14 protein-coding genes and 1 pseudogene are annotated in these 19,999 nt (G+C 59.2%); 6 read left to right on the top strand and 9 right to left on the bottom strand.

Translation table 11 applies throughout. The annotated features are described in order from the left end of the window. Nucleotides 1–376: 376 nt before the first annotated feature. From ACGGKE_RS13415 to ACGGKE_RS13400, 4 genes are all read left to right on the top strand, one after another. The gene (locus tag ACGGKE_RS13415) at nt 377–1,471 is read left to right on the top strand and encodes a hypothetical protein (protein WP_143560212.1); all 1,095 of its coding nucleotides are present in this window, start codon (nt 377–379) and stop codon (nt 1,469–1,471) included. Continuing rightward, the gene (locus tag ACGGKE_RS13410; protein ID WP_125987621.1) at nt 1,437–2,741 is read left to right on the top strand and encodes a hypothetical protein; all 1,305 of its coding nucleotides are present in this window, start codon (nt 1,437–1,439) and stop codon (nt 2,739–2,741) included. The genes ACGGKE_RS13415 and ACGGKE_RS13410 overlap by 35 nt, the downstream gene beginning before the upstream one ends. A 264-nt stretch (nt 2,742–3,005) precedes the next feature. Then, nucleotides 3,006–4,007, top strand: coding sequence for an HlyD family efflux transporter periplasmic adaptor subunit (locus ACGGKE_RS13405; protein WP_394438652.1), 1,002 nt, complete (start codon nt 3,006–3,008; stop codon nt 4,005–4,007). Beyond that, nucleotides 4,004–6,118 (top strand): peptidase domain-containing ABC transporter, encoded by a 2,115-nt coding sequence (locus ACGGKE_RS13400; RefSeq protein WP_080572838.1) that lies wholly within the window; start codon nt 4,004–4,006, stop codon nt 6,116–6,118. The genes ACGGKE_RS13405 and ACGGKE_RS13400 overlap by 4 nt, the downstream gene beginning before the upstream one ends. A gap of 208 nt (nt 6,119–6,326) precedes the next feature. Here the strand turns inward: ACGGKE_RS13400 and ACGGKE_RS13395 are convergent, their stop codons facing one another. The 3 genes from ACGGKE_RS13395 to ACGGKE_RS13385 all read right to left on the bottom strand — a co-directional run bounded on the left by ACGGKE_RS13395 (nt 6,327) and on the right by ACGGKE_RS13385 (nt 7,750). Then, nucleotides 6,327–6,632, bottom strand: coding sequence for a GIY-YIG nuclease family protein (locus ACGGKE_RS13395; RefSeq protein ID WP_394438651.1), 306 nt, complete (start codon nt 6,630–6,632; stop codon nt 6,327–6,329). Between the two features lie 114 nt (nt 6,633–6,746). After that, nucleotides 6,747–7,040, bottom strand: a complete 294-nt coding sequence (locus tag ACGGKE_RS13390; protein ID WP_394442020.1) for a zf-TFIIB domain-containing protein — start codon at nt 7,038–7,040, stop codon at nt 6,747–6,749. After that, nucleotides 7,040–7,750 carry a Bax inhibitor-1/YccA family protein gene (locus ACGGKE_RS13385; RefSeq protein ID WP_394438650.1) on the bottom strand — a complete coding sequence of 237 codons (711 nt, stop codon included), beginning with the start codon at nt 7,748–7,750 and terminating at the stop codon, nt 7,040–7,042. Before ACGGKE_RS13385 ends, ACGGKE_RS13390 begins: the two co-directional genes overlap by 1 nt. Before the next feature lie 296 nt (nt 7,751–8,046). On the opposite strand from ACGGKE_RS13385, the gene ACGGKE_RS13380 reads away from it, so the two are divergent. After that, nucleotides 8,047–9,567, top strand: coding sequence for a cysteine--tRNA ligase (locus tag ACGGKE_RS13380; RefSeq protein ID WP_394438649.1), 1,521 nt, complete (start codon nt 8,047–8,049; stop codon nt 9,565–9,567). Nucleotides 9,568–9,626: 59 nt separating this feature from the next. After that, the gene (locus tag ACGGKE_RS13375) at nt 9,627–12,566 is read left to right on the top strand and encodes a CHAT domain-containing protein (protein WP_394438648.1); all 2,940 of its coding nucleotides are present in this window, start codon (nt 9,627–9,629) and stop codon (nt 12,564–12,566) included. A 9-nt stretch (nt 12,567–12,575) separates the two neighbouring features. Here ACGGKE_RS13375 and ACGGKE_RS13370 read toward each other — a convergent pair whose 3' ends face one another. The 6 genes and pseudogenes from ACGGKE_RS13370 to ACGGKE_RS13345 all read right to left on the bottom strand — a co-directional run bounded on the left by ACGGKE_RS13370 (nt 12,576) and on the right by ACGGKE_RS13345 (nt 19,843). Further along, nucleotides 12,576–13,391 carry a universal stress protein gene (locus tag ACGGKE_RS13370; RefSeq protein ID WP_394438647.1) on the bottom strand — a complete coding sequence of 272 codons (816 nt, stop codon included), beginning with the start codon at nt 13,389–13,391 and terminating at the stop codon, nt 12,576–12,578. 55 nt (nt 13,392–13,446) lie between these two features. Beyond that, nucleotides 13,447–15,333: an ABC-F family ATP-binding cassette domain-containing protein gene (locus ACGGKE_RS13365; RefSeq protein WP_394438646.1), complete on the bottom strand. Its 1,887-nt coding sequence runs from the start codon at nt 15,331–15,333 to the stop codon at nt 13,447–13,449. 600 nt (nt 15,334–15,933) lie between these two features. After that, on the bottom strand, nt 15,934–16,590 hold the full coding sequence (locus ACGGKE_RS13360; protein WP_394438645.1) for a trimeric intracellular cation channel family protein: 657 nt from the start codon (nt 16,588–16,590) through the stop codon (nt 15,934–15,936). 433 nt (nt 16,591–17,023) lie between these two features. Further along, nucleotides 17,024–17,311 (bottom strand): annotated as a pseudogene (locus ACGGKE_RS13355) (DMT family transporter); the annotation flags it as partial. Between the two features lie 62 nt (nt 17,312–17,373). Then, nucleotides 17,374–18,771, bottom strand: a complete 1,398-nt coding sequence (locus ACGGKE_RS13350) for a GntP family permease (RefSeq protein ID WP_394442017.1) — start codon at nt 18,769–18,771, stop codon at nt 17,374–17,376. Between the two features lie 49 nt (nt 18,772–18,820). Continuing rightward, the gene (locus ACGGKE_RS13345) at nt 18,821–19,843 is read right to left on the bottom strand and encodes a patatin-like phospholipase family protein (RefSeq protein ID WP_394438643.1); all 1,023 of its coding nucleotides are present in this window, start codon (nt 19,841–19,843) and stop codon (nt 18,821–18,823) included. Nucleotides 19,844–19,999: the final 156 nt, after the last annotated feature.

Raw genomic sequence — 19,999 nt, 5'->3', positions numbered from 1 at the left:
TCTAAGATCCAGAGCAGATCGTCCCAATGAATAGGCTATTGGATCAAAATAAATTTTAAGAATATCATAAACATGAGGCAGGCCGGTATAATTATACGCCGATCTGAATTTGATCGACTGGATTTCGATGCATCCAAATATGAGAGTATGACCCTGACATTCAGCAACCATGCCGAAATGTCATTAATACCGGAGGTGAACAGTGGAACGCAAAGAAACAAGGATTCTCGCGCGTCATCTTGCCCGGGAGTTAACAGCAGAAGAAATTTCGCTCGTATCCGGAGGTGGAGGACATGAGCATGATGGAACCTGCAATCACTACACAACTGTAGGTTGCCGTGAAAGTTTTGATGATAGCTCGGTTAAGATTCCTTAAGTGAAGATAACCATAGTTTCATTCAAAAATGATCCCCACGCCTTAGCCGTGGCGTGGGGATTAAGAACAATCGGATACAATCCTCAGATATTATATTTCACGGCCCTAGCTGATCATCACAAAATCACCCTAAGGCCTGGGTTTGATGGTAAATCTACGATTACAGCTAGTAATCTTTCATTCCCGATCAGCGAATCTGATACAATTTGGTGGCGCCGTCCAGCGGGCGTCCATCTTCCGGGAAGCTTACATCCATCTGATAGAAAAATTGCCGAACAAGAGTGGGGAATACTCCAAAAATCAATTATCTCCATTTCCGGGTATAACGATTGCTTCTGCGTTAACCCACCGGGCGAGTTTCATTCTGGATCGCTGAAGGCATTCCAATTGATCATTGCTAGGGCAGTGGGATTTGATATCCCAGAGACAATCATATCCAATGACCCATTGGAAATAAAGTCTTTTATAAAAAACAATCCGCGCACTATATTTAAAACTTCGACACCAGCAACATGGGTCCATAGCGACGGATCTCATGCTGAGTTTCTTACAGAACTCGTTGAGTGGAATGACGAATTGGCAGATAGCATTGCAGCATGTCCAGGAATATATCAGAGATATGTTGAAAAAAAATTTGAAGTTCGATCAGTTATATTTGGGGAAACAATATTTTCATTTAAAATTGATTCCCAAGAAGATAAAAATTCACTTTTAGATTGGCGAAAACGTCCGGAATACACAAGAGGAATTGTAACCCCTATAAACACTCCGGAATTTGTATCTGACCGCATCAGAGGCCTGATGAAGGAGCTTAGCCTTGTGACGGGCTCCATTGATTTTATAGTGACCCCCAACGAAGAGTGGGTCTTTCTCGAAATCAATCCTTCAGGCCAGTTTCTTTGGCTTGAATATGACTGCCCCAGCGTGCCTCTCCTTGATGCCTTTTGTAAGTTCCTAATATCGAGGTCGGATGATTTCGTATATAACAACAAGCCTCACGTGTATCTGCATGAATTTGACAAGATTGCCAATTTAGTTATGGCTGAGGAGCCGAAAATTCATGAATTCATACATTCGTCAGTTGTTCCTGAGTAAATTTGGTGTCGGTACGTTTGGTATCGGCGCCATGATTGCGGTGTGTGAGTTTGGAGAAGCTTCAGATTTGAATAAATGTAGTTCTAGATTTACCGAAGAACCATTTAACATATTTAAATGGGATTTAGACGATTCACTTTGCTATCTTCGCGATCGGATTGACCTACGGCACTATGCTGCCAAAGAGGATTCAGGTGTAGGCTTTGATATTGCCATGCGCCAGGCTGAAAACAATGCCATGGTTGGAAGATACAAAGACTCCATGGCTATATACAACTCAGATAAGCCAGCCCAAAAATTGAATATAATTAATTTCATTGATGGGGCCGAAGCGCGCGACGCTGAGACTTATATAACAGAAAAAGCAAAAGATGCTGACATTGTCCTATTTAACGAATCCCATTTCGATTCAAGTCATAGATTTTTTGTCGCAAAAATCTTAAAGAAACTTCGATCCATCGGATACACAAAAATAGCTGCTGAAGCATTTAATGCCGATAAAGTAGAATTTGAAAACTCGGTATCGCTACCGGATGTTAATGGAAAAGCCGGAAAGTATGTCCGTGACCCTGTATTTGCAAATTTGGTTCGACTGGCTAAAAAATTAAATTATAAATTAATAGCATATGAACTTACCGATGAAGAACAAGATATTGCTAGCAATTCTGGAAATTTTGTAAGATTTCGTGAGAAAAATCAAGCAAAAAAGCTGCATGATTCCATAAAAGAAATTAGAGGAAAGACCATTGTTATAGCTGGATTCGATCATATTGTTACATCAGTCCGTGATGATGGGGAAAAGATGATGGCTGGATACCTAATAGGGTATCACTACCGCCTACTTTCTATTGATCAAGTTGCAGCTAATGGTCGAATGCGTAACAATGATTGCTCTCAACGAGCAATGTGGACTAAGCCGGTGATATTTACAAAGCACGGCAGGGCTGTTACGTTTCCACCTTATGCGGGCCAAGTTAGCGCCTCTGTAGTACATCCTTGCGTTTCATTTAGCGCTAATGTTCCAAACTGGAAAGATTTTCGGATTTTTTTCGTCGGGCAGTTTCGTGAGTTTAAAGAATTTGACCATTCCAAAACCACTCTTTTGCAATCGTTTAGGAAAGGTCAAGATATAGAATCCGTTCCCATAGACCAAGTAATTTATGAGCCTGGTGAAGAAAAACCGAGAATATGGACAACGTCGGGCGGACGAGTGATTGTAAAATATTTTTCTGATCATAGAGGAATTGAATTAATTGGCTCTACAATGTAATTTATCTACTAAATCTATATTTATAGAGGTTTTCATGAGGCTATGTTTCGGAAAGACGTTTCAGACTCCTCAATAAATAAGCTTCCAGGCAACGTCGAAATATTCGTTCCGGTGTCTTGGCAATTAGTAGGATATTTTATTGTAGGGATTGTATTATCCTGTTTGATATTTCTATCATTGGCCAGCTATACTCGGGTTGAGATAGCGTCTGGTTCGATAGTCCCAGCGGCAGGTATATCGCTAATTGTTCCTGGGAGAAGTGGCGTGATCGCGTCGCTGCCTGTGGAAGAGGGGCAGGAGGTGAAGTCAGGAGCTTACTTGGCCCTGATACGCGCAGAGGAAGATAGCGCGAGCATTGAAACTCCCGCTGTGCGGGTGGAATCTGCCATCGCCGCGCAAGATTCTCAACTCTTCGCCCAGGAAATTGCTACCGAAGAAGCTGTAGGCGCACAATTGCGGCAGTTCGCGGCGCAACATGCCGGTCTCGTAGAAGAGGTAAAACATCTCCAATCGCAGATTGCGATTCAGCAAAATCTCGTCTCATCGGCTCATCGCGAACTCGATCGGATACGTCCGGTTGCTGCAAGGGGGTTCATAAGCGTCCGGGACATGCAACAACGGGAAGAGGCGCTACTTGTTCGTCAACAGGGGCTTTCACAATTGGCACAGGCTCTTGCCGCTAAGCGTGCTTCAATGCTTGAGAATGAGCGCAGTGCAGCGCAAGCCGCTTCGCAAGGCCGTGCGCAGAAAGCGAGTGTTGCGGCGGCCCGTGCCGGGGTTGCGCAACAGGCCGCCAATGCGGCAAGCAGTCGCTTATATGTCCTTCGTGCCCCGCTTGCAGGTCGTGTGACAGCATTGACGGCCAACGTAGGACAATCCGTCACTTCGCAATCGCCGCTGATGACCATCCTCCCGTCCGGATCTGAACTTCGCGCGGAATTGGAAGTGTCAAGTTCGGCCATAGGCTTTGTGAAGCCTGGCCAAGAGGTTCGGATCGCAATAGATGCATTCCCATATCAGCGGTTCGGAAGTATTAGAGGCAAAGTTCTGACGGTAGCGGCAAGCCCTATCTCACGTCAGTCAGAAACCGGCGTTAATCTATCAGCCTATCCGGTAACGGTGTCGTTGCATCAACGTGCTGTTCCTGCCTATGGGAGGAGAGAACCACTCATTTCCGGTATGACACTTACTGCCCGAATCATCACTGAAGAGCGAACATTGTTGGCTTGGCTCTTCGAACCATTATTGGCAGTTCAAAAGCGATGAAGCCTGCGTTCGATCTTTTCTTGAAATCACGCGTCCGCTTAGTCCGACAGACGGAAATTGCCGAATGCGGTCTAGCTTGTTTGACCATGGTAGCTGATTATCACGGATTGCGCACAGACTTGGGGACGATGCGGCGCCGTTTTGTGCCTTCGTTGCGCGGAGCTGCGTTAAAGTCATTGATGGGGCTAGCTGATCAAATTGGTTTGACGCCGCGCGCAGTTAAAGTGCCTTTAGACCAGCTCAAAAATCTACGTCTCCCAGCGATCCTACATTGGGATATGAACCACTACGTCGTACTCGAACGCATTCGTCGTAGTAAGGCTCTGATTCATAATCCAGACGGGCGTTCATCGTGGCTTCCCATTGAAGAAGTTTCGGATCATTTCACTGGCGTAGCGTTAGAACTCCGCCCCAATGACTCCTTTGTAGTAGCGCAAAAGCAAGATAGGTTAAAGCTGTCACACTTATGGCAGCGCATGACCGGCATGAAACGCGCCCTGGCCCAGATAATAGTTCTAAGTTTAGTTCTTCAATCTTTTGTTCTCGTTTCGCCATACTACATGCAGTTGGCCTTAGATCAGGCGCTTCCCGCGTTCGATCACGATTTGCTTACTGTCTTGGCGTTGGGATTTTCTTTATTTTCGATCATAAATGTCATTGCCACTTTTCTTAGATCATATGTCCTGCTCGTAGCGGGCAGTTCGCTCGGCATGACCTTAGCCTCGAACATCGCTCGCCGCCTTCTTCGCCTTCCAATTGAATGGTTCGAGAGGCGACATACGGGCGATATATTATCACGCTTTCAATCCATCATTCCGATACAGTCCATGCTGACGCAAGGAGCTGTTGCAGGCGTAGTAGACGGTATTATGGCTGTATTTACACTAGCACTAATGATATTTTATAGCACTGCGCTTAGCGCAGTGACAATCATATCATTTTCTGCATATGCACTTGTGAGAATTGTTTCGTTTTCACTTGAGAAAAATGCGCGAGAGTCGTCTATTATTGCCCATGGAAGAGAACAAAGCAATTTGATAGAATCTCTTCGTGGAATTACAACATTACGGCTATTTGGACAAGAAATGTCACGCCATCATATTTGGCAGAACCGCCTGATAGACGCAGTGAATTGTGATGTTGTTACTTCTAGAATAAGTATTTTGCAATCATCATCTAATATTTTGATTTTCGGCTTGGAAAACGTTATCAGCATCTGGCTGGCGGTTGGAATGGTCATGAATGGTGATGGATTCAGCATAGGCATGGTATTTGCCTATATGTCTTATAAAACTCAGTTTATTGAAAAGGCATCATCACTAATTGATCAGAGCATTGCCCTTCGCATGACGGGACTTCATCTTGAGCGTATTTCTGACATTGCTCTTTCTAGGGAGGATGTTGGTTTTAACGACATGAAAGATTCAAGCTGCGATTTGAATGGCTCTATTGATTTGCAAAACATATTTTATAGATACTCCCCAAGCGATCCGTTCATCTTGAGTGGCCTCGATCTAAAAATTAACTCAGGCGAGCATGTCGCTATAACGGGTATGTCAGGTGGCGGAAAATCAACGCTAGTCAAGTTATTGATAGGATTTATTGAACCTGAAAGAGGCGTTATGTTGGTGGATGGCTTACCCTTGGGGCAATTTGGGCGACGAAATTTTCAGCGCCAGATTGCAGCAGTTCTACAAGATGACACTCTGTTTGCGGGAACCTTGGCGGATAACATCGCGCTTTTTGATGATCATATTGATATGGACAGTGTAGTTGCGGCTGCGATGACTGCTGCTATCCATGATGACATAACCCGGATGCCAATGAGCTACCAAACGCTGGTTGGTGATATGGGGTCGACCCTCTCGGGTGGTCAGAAACAGCGCATATTCCTCGCGAGAGCCCTCTATCGGAAGCCTCGGATTCTCGTCATGGACGAAGGCACTGCGCACCTAGATGTTCTCCACGAGCGAGCCGTCAACGAAGCTGTTGGAAATATGGGGATCACTCGCATCGTTATTGCTCACCGGCGAGAAACGATAGAAGCAGCAGATCGGATTCTTGTTTTGAGTCGTGGAAAGTTGTCTGAGGTTGCCAGATCGGAGGGTTAGAATTGCTATACAATTGATTTAAGCAAGGCATTTGACCCGCCCCTTGTTCCTTATTCGCCTCTGTGAGACTCCCTGCGGTCTCTGTAGACAGATCACGCCATCGGGACCTTGAGCCTTCATCCCCCGCCCCTCTGATGGATCAGATCGCAATTTCCAGCGAGTTACAACAAAGGTGGTCCTGGGAAAGCTGGCATCTCACTTCCTCTTCTTAAGCAGCGGTCACTCGAAAATGCAGCGTATCGAACAGGTCGATCCATGTCGGGTTGATGCGTTCGATCAGATTCACTTTCCATTCGCGCCTCCAGGCCTTTATCGCCTTTTCGCCCGCGATCGCGTCCAAGATTGTGTCGTGCCGCTCGGCATAAACCAGCCGGTCGAGCCGATAGCGACGGCAGAAATCCGAGCCGGAGCCGTCGCGATGCTGCATGGCGCGATGCGGCAGGCTGGATGTCACGCCGATATAGAGGACGCCATAGGCGCGATTCGACATGATGTAGACCCAGCCTCCGCTCATGCGGCCAGGTTGCTTTGAAAAGCAGGGAGATGCCAGCCTTCGCCGGCATGACGGTTTTTCTCGAAACGTCATGCTAACGGAGGCTGCGATCTCCCTGGTGTCCCGGCTGTCCGGTCAGTCGAACAATTCTTCTAAGAAGCTTTTCTTGCGCTTCTTCTGGAAGCTCAGGCCATGGTCGTGATGGCCGCGATCCGGACGGTAGCTTTGCTGGCCGAAGGGCGCGGACGGGGGTGGCGGGGCGCTGGCCTGCGCCGATCGCTCGATGATCTTGTCCAGTTCGCCCCGATCGAGCCACACGCCCCGGCATTGGGGACAATAGTCGATTTCCACCCCCTGCCGGTCCGTCATGGCGAGGCCGACATGACAGACCGGGCAGAGCATGGCGGACAGTTGCGCCGCGTCCCGCATCATTCGCGCTCGCCGGTCAGGTTGAGCAGCATCTGGAACAGGTTGACGAAGTTGAGGTAGAGCGACAGCGCGCCCATGACCTGCATCTTTTGCGCGACTTCATGGCCGGCATAGTAGAAATATTCCGACTTGATGCGCTGCACGTCCCAGGCGGTGAGGCCGGTGAAGACCACCACGCCGATGATCGAGATGACCATCGCCATCGCCGACGAACCGATGAAGAGGTTGATGAGGCTGGCGACGATGATGCCGATCAGGCCCATGATGAGGAAGCTGCCCATCTTCGTCAGGTCGCGCTGCGTGGTGTAGCCCCAGAGCGCCATGGCAAGGAACATGACCGCAGCCGAGAAGAAGGCCTGGGCGATGCTGCCGCCGGTGAAGACCAGGAAGACGCTGCCCAGCGACACGCCCATCACGGCAGCGAAGGCGTAGAAGGCCATGCGCGCGCCCGACGTCGTCATCTTTTCGATGCGGAAGCTGAAGAAGAAGACGAAGGCCAACGGGGCGAAGATCGCGACCCATTTGAGCGGCGTGCCATAGATGGCGGCGGCCAGCGCGGGTGTATTGCCGACCAGCGCCGCGACCAGGCCGGTAATCACCAAGCCAAGGCCCATGTTGCGGAAGACGCCGAGCATGTGCGCGCGCAGACCGGCATCGGTATCGACCGACCGGCTGGCGCCATAGCCCGGAATGCGAACGGGATTATTCATGCGTAAAGTCACTCCATCCAAATCGTTGGTTCGAGTGGCCCGGCGCGGTCTCCTGCGGCAACGAGAGGGGGCAAATCGCCGCAAAACCTGCACCGGGCGCACCCGATGCGGTCCGACATCGCGACTGGATCAAGGGAGAAATCCTGGTCGCCAGAGGGGCCCGGCCCGCACCGGAGATATCGGGTGTCGCCTGTGTCAGTGCAAGGGACGCGCCGCCGCGCAACATTTTCTTACAATCGGGCGCGGGCGGCGGGAAGGATTGACCCCCGCGCCGCTTCGCGACATGGCTTGCGGCCATGTCCGACGACCAGCCTATCGCCGCCCCGCTGCGCCTGTTCAACAGCCTCACGCGCACGATCGAACCCTTCGCGCCGATCGAGGAGCGCCATGCGCGCGTCTACAGCTGCGGCCCCACCGTCTACAACTACGCCCATATCGGCAATTTGCGCGCCTATGTCTTCACCGACACGCTGCGCCGTGCGCTGCTGTGGAAAGGGCTGGCCGTCACCCACATCATCAACATCACCGATGTCGGCCACCTGACCAGCGACGCCGATGCGGGCGATGACAAGATGGAGGCGGCGGCGCGGGCCAGCGCCCGGAGCATCTGGGACATCGCGGCGCATTACACGCAGGCGTTCAAGCAAAATATCGCCGACCTCAACATATTGGCGCCGAGTGAGTGGACGGTCGCCACCGACTATGTGCCGCAGATGATCGCATTTGCCGAGAAGATCGCGCCGGCCCATTGCTACGAACTGGACAGCGGTCTCTATTTCGACAGCATGAGCGTGCCGGACTATGGGGCGCTGGCGGGCGGTCGCGACGACGCCGCGCATGCGCGGATCGACCCGGTCGCCGGCAAGCGCAACCCCAGCGACTTCGCCATCTGGCGCAAGTCGCCGCCCGGCGAGCAGCGGCAGATGGAATGGGACAGCCCCTGGGGCAAGGGCGCGCCGGGATGGCATCTGGAATGTTCGGTGATGAGCCAGGCGCGCCTGGGCCAGCCGTTCGATATCCATACCGGCGGCATCGACCATCGCGAGATCCATCATCCCAATGAAATCGCGCAGAACCAGGCTTTCCACGCCTGCTGCGGACCCGATGTCGGCGCCGCCGAAGCGGGGTTCACGGGCGCGCGCTGGTGGATGCACAATAATTTCCTGGTCGATCGGCAAGGCAAGATGTCGAAGTCGAAGGGCGGCTTCACGACGCTCTTTTCGCTGATCGATGCGGGCGTGCATCCCCTCGCCTATCGGCTGTTGTGCCTGGGCGCGCATTATCGCAGCGAACTGGAGTTCAGCGCCGACAATCTGGCCGCGGCGCTCACCCGCCTCAAGCGGCTGGTCATGGGCGTCGAGGGCCTGAAGGCGCGGGCCGAGGGCGTCACCTGGCAATCGCCGCGGCTCGACTATCTGCGCGCCAATCTGCACCCCAGGCTGGCCCCGCTGCTCGAACAATTCGACGCCGCCATCGCCGACGACCTGATGACGCCGCGCGCGCTGCCGCTGCTGGAGGAGGCGATCGGGGTGAAGAAGGTTCCGGTGGACGAGAAGCTGTGCCTGATCGCCGCGTTCGACCAGGCGCTGGGCCTCAACCTCCTGACGCTGACGCGCGCGGACCTGCGGGTGCGGCCCAAGGATGCGGCGATCACGGCCGAGCAGGTCGAAGCGGAACTGGAGCGCCGGACCGTGGCGCGCGCGGACAAGGACTTCGCACTGTCCGACGAGATACGGGACGGGCTGATCGCGCGGGGGATTGAGGTGATGGATGGCGACCCGCTGCGCTGGGACTGGCGGCCTGCGCTCGGCTCTTGACGGCGCAGGGCGCGCGACCCAAGAGGCGCGTGGGTCGAGTCATTGAAGCGGGGGCAGTCATGATGCTTTCCACGCGCTGTTCGGCCGTGTTGCTGGCGCTGCTTGCGCCCATGCCCCTGTTGGCGGCGCCCCCCTCCTTTTCCGCCAGCGATCCGCGCCATGCCGCCCTCTACCGGCTGGAGGAGGCGGCATCCGAACTGTATAATAGCGAAGATTATGCGCTGTCCATGTCGCAGCGGACGCGGGACGCCTGGCAACGGCTGCACGACGCCGCGGTGAAGGCGCGCGCGAACGGGCGGCCGCATCCGCTGGCGGGGGTGGCGCTCGTCAACCTGTCGTCCATGGACCAGCTCGATGGCAAGAATGCCGATGCGCTGCGCCGCTCGGCCGAAGGGCTGCGCCTGATCGAGCCGTTCGCGGACGCCTATGCCATCGAGTGGATGCAGGGCCTGTCGATCGAGGGCTATGCGAAAATCGCGCTGGGCGACGTGCCGGGCGGCGCGGACACGCTGGCGCGGGCGAGCCGCTATATGGACGGTTATATCGCCCGGCTGCCGGCCGATGGGATCGACAAGGATGTGCACATGCTGCGCTCCAACATCGCCTTCATCCATGCGCAAGCCCTGATGCGCCTGGGGCGCAATGCCGAGGCGGTGGCGGCGCAGAAGGCCTGCATGGACGCGCGGATCGCGGCGGTGGGGCCGCACAGCGCCGACGCGCTGGGCGCCTATTATACCTATGCCCAGATGCTGCAGCGCGCCGATCGCATCGAGGAGGCCGAACATTATGCGCGGCTGGCGGTGGATGTCGCGACCGACCATGTCGACCGGAAGCATCCCAATTATGCGCGCGCGCTCGAGGCGCTGGGCCTGCTGCTGTCGCGCACAGGCCGCCGCGTCGAAAGCCTGGACTATCTGCAGCGCGCCATCGCGATCAAGCGCGAGACGGTGGGGACCGACAGCCTCTATTTCCATTTCGGGCTGCAGAATCTGGGTTCGGTGCTGCTGCCGCTGGAACGCTATGCGGACGCCGAGCCGCTGTTCCTGGAGGCCGAACGCGGATTTCGGGCGCTGGAAGGAGAGAATAGCCCGCAATCGGCGCGCGCGCTCGCCTGGGCCGGGGCGGCGAGCCTGGCGGAGGGACGGCGTGCCGAGGCCATCGCGCGGCTGACCGATGCCCTGGGCCGGGTGCAGGCGGGCACCGACCAGGACCGCGATATCGGCCAGCGCGCCTATCCCTATCTGATCCCCGCCCTGATCGAGAGCGGGCGCATGGCGCAGGCGCGCAGCGCAGCCGCCACCTTCGCGGCGGAGAGCGCGCAGCTCGACAATGCGCCCGCCTTTCCGCTCGCGTTGGCGGCGATGCTGGCGGCGCGCACCGGGGCGGACCCGGTCAAGCTGGGCGAGGCCGCGCGGCGGCTGGTCGAGGTGGTGCGCGATGGCGCGGCGCTCAACGACCAGGGCGACCTCAACGAGGAGCAGCGCGTCGCACTGGACATGGTGCTGGCGGTTGCGGCGGAAACGCAGGATGGCCCGCTGGCGCTGGACGCGATGGCGATCATGGCGGGATCGCGCATCGCGCAGGCCAATCGGCTGGTGGCGCAAAGGCTGGTCGAGGACCCCGCGCTGGCGGCGCGCGTGCGCACGCTGCAGGATCGCGGCAAGGCGCTGGAAGCGGCGGACAGTCGGTTGCTGAAGGCGCTTGCCACCGACAGCGGCGTTGCCGACGCGCGCGCGGCCCGTGCCGCCGCGGCCGAGGCGGTGGCGGCGGAGCAGGCGAGCATCGCGCGCGACTTTCCCCGCTGGGTCGAAGCGCGCGGCGCCGAGCGGCCCGACCTGTCCGCCCTGCGCCGCGACCTGGGCGCGGACGAGGCGTTGCTGGCCGTCATGCCCGCCTTCAGCGGCGTCTATCTGATGGCGGTCAGCGGTACGCAGACGCGGATCGAGCGAACGGACATGGACCGCGCCGGGATGATCGCGCTGGTCGGGCGGCTGCGGGACTCGCTCTCGCCCGAAGGATTCGATGGCGAGGCGGCGCATAGGCTCTACGGGCAGATTTTCACGCCGGGGATCGAAGCGGTTCTGCGCAAGGCCCGTTCGCTGCGGATCGTGCCCACCGGCGCCTTCGCATCCTTGCCCTTCGCGATGTTGCCGCAGCGGCCGGTGACGCAGGCCCGACGCGATACGCCCTGGCTGATCCGGCGCTTCGCCCTGACCGTGCAGCCGGGCTTCGCGATCGCAGGGGCGGGCGAACGGCAGATGGCGGCGCAGACGCAGACGTTCCTGGGCGTGGGGGCGCCGCGCGCTTTTGAGGATGCGGCGCTGGCGACGCAATCGCGCGGCGGCGGGCCGGCGATGGCGGCCAATGGCGCTTTCCGCCGCGGAGACGCGGAAGCGCGAACGCTGTCCGCGCTGCCGCCGCTGCCGGGGTCCGCGGCCGAATTGCAGGCGGTGGCCGACCGGTTCGGGCCGAAGCGCGCGACATTGCTGACCGGCGCGGATGCGAGCGAGGCGGCGCTGCGGGGCAGCGACCTCTCCTCCTACGGCGTGATCCTGTTCGCCACCCATGGGCTGGTGAGCGGCGAGATGGAGGGCGTGACCGAGCCGGCGCTGGTCCTGTCCGCGCCATCGACCGCGACGCCGGACACGGCCAATGACGGGCTGCTGACGGCGTCCGAAGTAGCGACCATGCGGATCGGGGCGGACTGGGTGATCCTGTCCGCCTGCAACACGGCGGCGGGCGATCATGCGCAGGCTCCGGCCTATTCGGGGCTGGCGCAGGCGTTCCGCTATGCCGGGGCGGGGGCGCTGCTGGTATCGCACTGGCCGGTGCGCGACGATGCCAGCGCCTTTGTCACGCTGGAGACAGTGAAGGGCGCGGGCCGCGGACTGCCGCGCGCGGTCGCGTTGCAGAAGGCGATGCTGAAGCTCATCCGCTCCGACCGGCCCGACGCGGTCCAGCCCTATATCTGGGCGCCCTTCATCCTGGTGGGCCGATAAGCCCGCCCGTCAGTGCGCCAGCAGCAGCGGGACGCGGGCGGTGCGCAGCATGGCGTGGCTGACGCCGCCGAAGATGCGCTCGCGCCAGCGGCCATGGCCGAACGCGCCCATCACCATCCAGTCGGCGCCCAGCGTGTCGATCGCCTCGCGCAGCGCGCATTCGACCGGGTGGTCGCCCTTCGCCCAGCAGTGCAGGCGCGCCTTGACGCTGTGACGCGCGAGATATTCCGGCGCGCCGGTGGCGGGGAAATCGGTCCCCCCGCCCTCCTCCACGGTTACGATGTCGACATGGTCCGCCAGCCGCAGCAGCGGCACGGCAGCGCGCAGCGCGGCGCAGGATTGTTCCGACCCGTCCCAGGCGACCATGGCTTGGCCGGCGACGGGCAGGCTGCGGGCGGTGGCGGGCACGGCGAGGACGGGGGTGCGGCCGCCCAGCGCCAGGTCCGCGACGATCGGCAGCGGGTCCTGCATCGTCGCGCGGCCATGTTCGGGCAGGCTGGCGACGATGAGGTCGGCGAGATGAGCGGCGGCGAGCAGCCCCGCGACGCTGTCGCCATCCATCTGCACCCAGTCCCAGGCGACATCCTCATGCGCCAGATGCGCTTCCACGCGGTGACGGAAGCTATCGGCGATGTCATGCAGTTCGGCGGCGATCGAAGGGGCATAGCCGGCGCCGCCATAGACATCGGCGGCCATCAGGCTGGGCATGGGCGTCACCTGGACGCAGCGGACATGGGCATTGCAGGCGCGGGCGATGTCGCAGGCCGCCTGAAGCCGACCATCCGCGCCCCTATCATCATGGATATGGAGCAGGATCATCTTCATCGCGGGTCTCCCGATGGGGAAACCCATAGCATGATCGCGCGAAAAAAGCGAGTGGCTACAGCGCCTCCAGCGCCGCGCTCGCCTCCATCCAGGCTTCCTCCGCGGCCTCCAGCTTCTTTTCGACCGCGGCGCGCTTCACCATGAGCTGGCTGGTGGTCATCTTCGCTTCCGCGCCGGTCGCGGCCTTGGGATCGAACAGCGCCTGGTCGATGCGGCTGCGTTCGGCGGCGAGCGCGGCCATCTCCTTTTCCGCCTTGCCCAGCGCGTTCTTCGCCGCCTTCTGCCTTTCGCGCCACTGCGCCGCTTCGCGCTTCTCCGCCTTGCGGTCGACCCTGGGCGCGTCGCCGCCCCCTGCCCCATGGCCGCCCGCTCCATTGCCATCCGCCTTGCGCAGGATGATGTCGGTATAATCGTCCAGCGACCCGTCGAACGGCTGCGCCGTGCCATTGTCCACCAGCACCAGCCGATCGGCGACCAGTTCGATCATGTGCCGGTCGTGCGACACGATCACCACGGCGCCGCTATATTCGTTCAGCGCCTGCACCAGCGCCTCGCGGCTGTCGACGTCGAGGTGATTGGTCGGTTCGTCGAGGATCAGCAGGTGCGGCGCATCGCGGGTGATGAGCGCCAGCGCCAGCCGCGCGCGCTCGCCGCCCGACATGCTGCCCACCTTCTGCGTCGCCCGCTCGCCCGAAAAGCCGAAGCGGCCGAGCTGGGCGCGCGCCGCGCCGGGCGTCGCGCCCTTCATCACGCGCGTCATATGTTCAAGCGGGGTGTCGGCGACGTCCAGTTCCTCCACCTGATATTGGGTGAAGTAGCCGACATGCATCTTGGACGAGCTTTGCATCGTCCCTTCCATCGGCGCGAGTTGCGCGGCGATGAGGCGAGCGAGCGTCGTCTTGCCATTGCCGTTGCGCCCCAGCAGCGCCAGACGATCATCGGGGTCGATGCGCAGATTCACCCGGCGCAGGACCGGGGTGTCGGTATAGCCGACCGACGCCATGTCCATGGTGATGAGCGGCGGGCGCAGTTCGGGCGGGCTGGGAAAGCCGAAATGCAGCGTCGGATCCTCGATCGCGGCGGCGATGGGCTGCATCTTCGCCAGCGCCTTGGCGCGGGACTGGGCCTGTTTCGCGGTCGAGGCGCGGGCCGAGTTGCGGGCGACATAATCCTGCAGCTTCTCCCGCTCGGCCGCCTGCTTGGCGCGGGCGGCTTCCTGCTGGGCCAGGCGCTCGGCCCGCTGCCGCTCGAACGCGTCATAGCCGCCGGGATAAAGAGTGACCTTCCCCCCTTCCAGATGGAGGATATAGTCGACGACATTGTTCAAAAGGTCGCGTTCATGGCTGATGACGACCACGGTGCCGCGATAGCTTTTCAGGAAATTCTCGAGCCAGAGCGTGGCTTCCAGGTCGAGATGGTTGGACGGTTCGTCCAGCAGCAGCAGGTCGGGATTGGAAAAGAGCAAGGCGGCGAGCGCCACGCGCATCTTCCAGCCGCCCGAATAGCTGTCGAGCGGGCGGCCCTGCATTTCCTCGTCAAAGCCCAGGCCCACGAGGATGCGGGCGGCGCGGGCCGGCGCTGTATAGGCGTCGATCGCGGTCAGCCGCTCATAGATATGGCCGAGGCGATCGGGATCCTCGGTCGTTTCGCTTTCCGCCATCAGCGCGGCGCGTTCGGCATCGGCGGCGAGCACGGTGTCGAAGGGGGTGGCGGTGCCCGAAGGCGCTTCCTGCGCGATATAGCCAAGCCGCGTGTCGCGCGGCATGTCGCACGAGCCTTCGTCCGGGTCGATCTGGCCGATCATCACCTTCATCAGCGTCGATTTGCCCGCGCCGTTGCGGCCGATGAGGCCCACGCGGCTGCGCGGCGGCAGCGCGGCGGAGGCGCGATCGAGAATGGTGCGGCCGCCCAGGCGCACGGTGATGGCATTGAGGTTCAGCATAGCGCGCGGCCTAGAGCATTTTGCGCGACGCGAAAATGGCGCGGTGCGATTTTGTTGGCGCGCGGCACTGATTCGGCGCGCGTTGCCGGAAGCGACGCGCGCCGGGCGGGCGTTTTGCAAGGTTGGGCGGCTTTGCGAAGTTCACACTATCGTGGGCCGCACGGAAAAGCGGCAGACGGACCGGTGGCGTCGATTTCGCAATAGGAAAATTTCTGCAAAATCCCGCGCACCGATGCGAAGGCGGCGCGGGGTGGTGGAGGTGCGGAAGATGGAAGGAGCCGGGAGGATTATGGCATGACGGGGGGTGTGTAGGACAGGGGGTGATAAGCGGAGCGTGGTTTATCTGAGTGCGGCAGCAGCCGACCAACATACGCTGTTCCGACGCGAAAGGGCCAACGCCGGCTTCCCTTCGAAACCCGCCGTACGCCAACACGGAGTTGCTTGGTGGATTTGCGCCCCTTTACTTACATTGCCGACGGGTCTTGGCGATCGCGGCGGTCTTCGTCGTCTGACCCCATTTTTTCAAGGGAACGAGCAACTGCTTAACAGCGTGTGTCCTTCATCCGAGAACGCCATTTGCGACCGACACCGGCCGGCACGTTATCGCAGATGCGGGAGTTGCCACGCTCCCAGCAACGCGGCAGTTCGCAGGGCGAATATCGCGACCACGGCAATGGCGTCGGCCAGATTTTTTCGGACAGCGAAATGTTGGTTCAACACGACCATCAAGGCGGCTCCTGCCAAGGCTGCGGTGGCATAGAAATCTTCGTGGAGAACGTCCGGAACCTGCGCACTCAGCACGTCGCGCAGGATCCCGCCACCGCATCCGTTGACGGTTGCAATGATGATGACACTGGCGCCGTTGAGTTCATAATCCAGGCTCTTGCGCGCGCCGGCGACGGCCGCGAGCGCAAGACCAAACCCTTCAAAGATGTCGATCGTGAAAGGTGGAGTAAGATTGCCCACGGGGCCCAGCGCAATTGAGGTGGCCACGACAACCATCGTCGCTGCCACCGCAACCGCCGCATAGCGCCAGTCACGAAATGGCGCAGGAGGGTGTTCGCCTAGAATCAGGTCACGCATGACGCTACCGCCAACGGATCCGACAAAGGCGAGGACAAGCAGCCCGAAGAGATCAAAATCGGCCTTTACCCCCGTAAGCGCACATTCCGTTGCCAGAACAAAGGTCGCGGCGAGATCTACGACAGTAAGGATCCTGTCGCGAATACGGCTGCTGTTTGGGCCCTCAGATGCCATTCGCGATGAGATTCCTTTGCTTGCCGGGTCAGCATAATCGATGGACGACGTGCTTGTCTCCGTCGATGGTGATTCCTATTCTGTCACCTGAAGTAAGCATTGAGCTAGTGACCCTTGTTCAGTCGAACGGCCAACGGTTTAATGACAAGCACGCCAATGGTTGCGGTTGAAATATTGCCAGGAGAATGCAGACGCGCATTCCTCCAATCGAATCCGCTTGTGTCCGACACCTCGGACGCCAATGACTTTCACCGCAAGCATCCGCGGGAAGCCACCAGTCCGTGATTGGCTAGGTTTGCCCGAAGCAGTCCTTCGCCGCTGGACCTGCGAACGACTGCCTCGTCCCAGACTAAGTCGGCGATGACACATCCGATCGTCGGAGTGGCCGAACGCTTCTCAAACCGAATTCAGGTCCCGCCCCTCCCCCCAGCCCGAACAGCTTCGTGCCCGCAACGTCCGCGACGATCATCGCCATGAAGCCGGCCTGGACCGAGTTCACCTTGTCGCCGAAGAGGATCATGCCGCCGATGATGACGCCGACGGCGCCCAGGCCGGTCCAGATGGCGTAGGCGGTGCCGGCCGGGATGGCGCGCATGGTGAGCGCGAGGAGGGCCATGTTGAGGAAGCTGAGGGCAATGCGGACGATCGACGCCTGTCAACTGGCGGTGGTCGCGGCCCATTTGAGGCTCAGGGCCCAGCAGATTTCGGTGAAGGCGGCGATGCCCGGGACCGGCGCGACAGGACGGAGGGCCTGCCATCGCCCGGTCGTGCTCCCCGCCCTTGCTAAAATGACCCCAGACATTCCCCCAGCAGAATGACAACCGTCAACGCTACGACTGATCCGACGATGCCCGTCATCGCTATGTCGAAATAACTTTCGCGATGCGTCAGCCCACAAAGCGCCAGAAGGGAGACGATGGCGCCGTTGTGCGGCAGAATGTCCAGCGTGCCAGCGCCGATGACAGCGACCCTGTGCATGATCGCCGGGTCGATGCCGTGGTCCACAGCTATGGCCGCATAAGTCGGACCCAAAGCCTCCAGCGCGATCGTGAGCCCTCCTGATGCGGACCCGGTAAGCGCGGCCAGGAGGTTCGTCGCCGCAGCGAGCGAAACCAGCGGGCCGCCATCTATTCCAAGCACCCAGTCGCGAATCGCGTGAAAGGAGGGAAGCGTCGCGATCACCGCGCCGAAGCCGACGAGGCTGGCGACACTGAGTGCGGGCAGAACCGCCGCATTGGCCCCGGCGTCGATGCTGGTTCGCAAGTCCGGAATCCGATGCCAGTTGGCCATGATCAGGATGAGCGTCGCCAGCGCCAGCGCCGCCACGACCGCCCATAGCCCCGCAACAGCCGACAAGGTCGTTTCACCCCATATCGGCTCCGCCAGGAAAGGCGCCTCCCGATTGGCGAACAGGCCCAGCGACAGGATCAGATTGGCGATGATCATGACCAGGATCGGCAATATGGCGATCATCAGCGGCGGCGGCGCGGCCGTTTGCCGTCCCTGCTCGATCTCCGCCGGATCGAAGGTCGATGCCGTAGCCCCATGTTCGCGCAGCCTCTCCGAATCTATTCCCGCGGCGACCCGCTGGCCAGAGCCATCCGTCACAGGAGCGGCCGACCGTTGCGCATGACGGAGCCACAACAGCCCCGTGCCCACCATGATCATCGCAGCGATCACGCCTAGACCCGGAGCGGCATAGATAGTGGTGCCAAAGAAGGGCATCGGAATGACATTCTGGATCGCCGGTGTTCCCGGCAGCGCCGTCATGGTGAAGGTCGAGGTGCCAAGCACAATGGCGGCTGGAATGAGACGCTGGGGAATGGAGGCGGCCGCAAATAACGCCTGCGCCATCGGGACCAGGACGAAAAATGCGACGAAAAGGCTGACGCCGCCATAGGTGAGAATGGCGCCGGCCAGCACGATGGCGAAGACGGCACGGTCGGGGCCGAGCGCCGCCACCAGGCGGTCGGCGATTATGTCCACCGAACCGCTGTCGTTCATGAGTTTGGCGAATATGGCGCCAAGCAGGAACAGCGGGAAAAATTGCGCAATGAAGCCGGCTGACGCGGGCATGAAGATTTGCGTCAGACTGGCCAGCAAAGGCAATCCGGAAAAGGCCGCTGCGATCAGGGCTGAAAGGGGCGCAAGCACAAGAATGCTCCAGCCACGATACGCCATTGCGACCAGAAGCCCGAGCGCGAGCGCTATGCCGAGGAAACTCAACCCCTCAGACATTGGCGAGCAATTCGTCGAGGTCGAGCGTCGAGCATTTGCCAATCGCCGAACCGCTGCTGGCCAGGAACTGCTCGCCCGCCTGTCGCCCGATATCGCGAAGATGCGTGAAGAACGCCCATTCGGCATTCAGTTTGGACGAATAGCTGAACGCCGTCATGGCTTCGCTGGCAATGCGATGAATGCGCATTTTCGCCCATTTCGCGCCTTCGCCTTTGCCAGGATCAGCAACGCGGCGCAGCAGAGCCATCATGTGCAATTCCTTCAGCAGGACGGCGTTGAAGGAAATCTCATTCAACCGGCTGGCGATTTCTCGCGCTGCATAGAGCGACGGCGCGCGTTCGACCGGATTGACCTGGACAAGGATGGTATCTTCTGAATCGCATTCGCGTATCAGAGGCGTGAGCGTCGGATTGCCCGAATAGCCACCGTCCCAATAAGCCTCGCCATCAATTTCGACCGCGTGGAACATGGTGGGCAGGCAGGCCGATGCCAGCAGGACATCCGCGTTGATTTCACTGTTTCGAAACACGCGCCCCTGACCCGTTCGCACGTTGGTAGCGGTGATGAAGAGCTTGATCGAACTGGCGCTCAACCGCTCGAAATCGATGGAGGCTTCAAGTATGTCGCGCAACGGATTGAAGCCGGCCGGATTGAGATCATAGGGCGAAAAAAGGCGCGCGATCATGTCCATCGCGTTGAACCAGGGCGATTGGTCCAGCGTCCAGTTGCCAAGCAGCATGTCCAGAAATGTGCGGCGGAAGGGGCTGAATTGCGCAGCGTCGGACACGTTGCGCCAGAAGGCCGCCAGCGCGGCGCGTGCGCCCGGCGCGCCACCATCAGTATAGCCGTCGACCAAGACCGCAGCGTTCATGGCTCCGGCCGATGTCCCGGATATGCCATCGATGCGCAGCCAGGGCTCTTCGAGCAGACGATCCAGCACGCCCCATGTGAAGGCGCCATGCGCACCCCCGCCTTGCAGCGCCAGGTCCACCAAGCGGGTATGTTCAAGGGTCATCGGCCAGGATTTCCCGACGAGAAATTAGGGTCAACCCCGTCATGTCTTGTCGCCCTTCCCCCCAGGGGTACGAGGCGACATGACAAGGTTGCTGCTGCGGTGCAGCACATCATCCGAACGATGTGAAGTCAATCCGGCAATGTTTCGCCCATCGCC

It is taken from the genome of Sphingobium naphthae, assembly GCF_043589935.1.
Lineage (GTDB): Bacteria > Pseudomonadota > Alphaproteobacteria > Sphingomonadales > Sphingomonadaceae > Sphingobium > Sphingobium naphthae_A.
Note: the sequence above shows the minus strand (reverse complement) of the source record. Positions and strands in the feature narration are given on the sequence as shown.

Bases quoted from the DNA above. Each gene is read 5' to 3' on its own strand.
- ACGGKE_RS13410 (WP_125987621.1), top strand. From the start codon at position 1,437: ATGAATTCATACATTCGTCAGTTGTTCCTGAGTAAATTTGGTGTCGGT.
- ACGGKE_RS13400 (WP_080572838.1), top strand. From the start codon at position 4,004: ATGAAGCCTGCGTTCGATCTTTTCTTGAAATCACGCGTCCGCTTAGTC.
- ACGGKE_RS13395 (WP_394438651.1), bottom strand. From the start codon at position 6,632: ATGAGCGGAGGCTGGGTCTACATCATGTCGAATCGCGCCTATGGCGTC.
- ACGGKE_RS13390 (WP_394442020.1), bottom strand. From the start codon at position 7,040: ATGCGGGACGCGGCGCAACTGTCCGCCATGCTCTGCCCGGTCTGTCAT.
- ACGGKE_RS13385 (WP_394438650.1), bottom strand. From the start codon at position 7,750: ATGAATAATCCCGTTCGCATTCCGGGCTATGGCGCCAGCCGGTCGGTC.
- ACGGKE_RS13380 (WP_394438649.1), top strand. From the start codon at position 8,047: ATGTCCGACGACCAGCCTATCGCCGCCCCGCTGCGCCTGTTCAACAGC.
- ACGGKE_RS13375 (WP_394438648.1), top strand. From the start codon at position 9,627: ATGATGCTTTCCACGCGCTGTTCGGCCGTGTTGCTGGCGCTGCTTGCG.
- ACGGKE_RS13370 (WP_394438647.1), bottom strand. From the start codon at position 13,391: ATGAAGATGATCCTGCTCCATATCCATGATGATAGGGGCGCGGATGGT.
- ACGGKE_RS13365 (WP_394438646.1), bottom strand. From the start codon at position 15,333: ATGCTGAACCTCAATGCCATCACCGTGCGCCTGGGCGGCCGCACCATT.
- ACGGKE_RS13360 (WP_394438645.1), bottom strand. From the start codon at position 16,590: ATGGCATCTGAGGGCCCAAACAGCAGCCGTATTCGCGACAGGATCCTT.
- ACGGKE_RS13350 (WP_394442017.1), bottom strand. From the start codon at position 18,771: ATGGCGTATCGTGGCTGGAGCATTCTTGTGCTTGCGCCCCTTTCAGCC.
- ACGGKE_RS13345 (WP_394438643.1), bottom strand. From the start codon at position 19,843: ATGACCCTTGAACATACCCGCTTGGTGGACCTGGCGCTGCAAGGCGGG.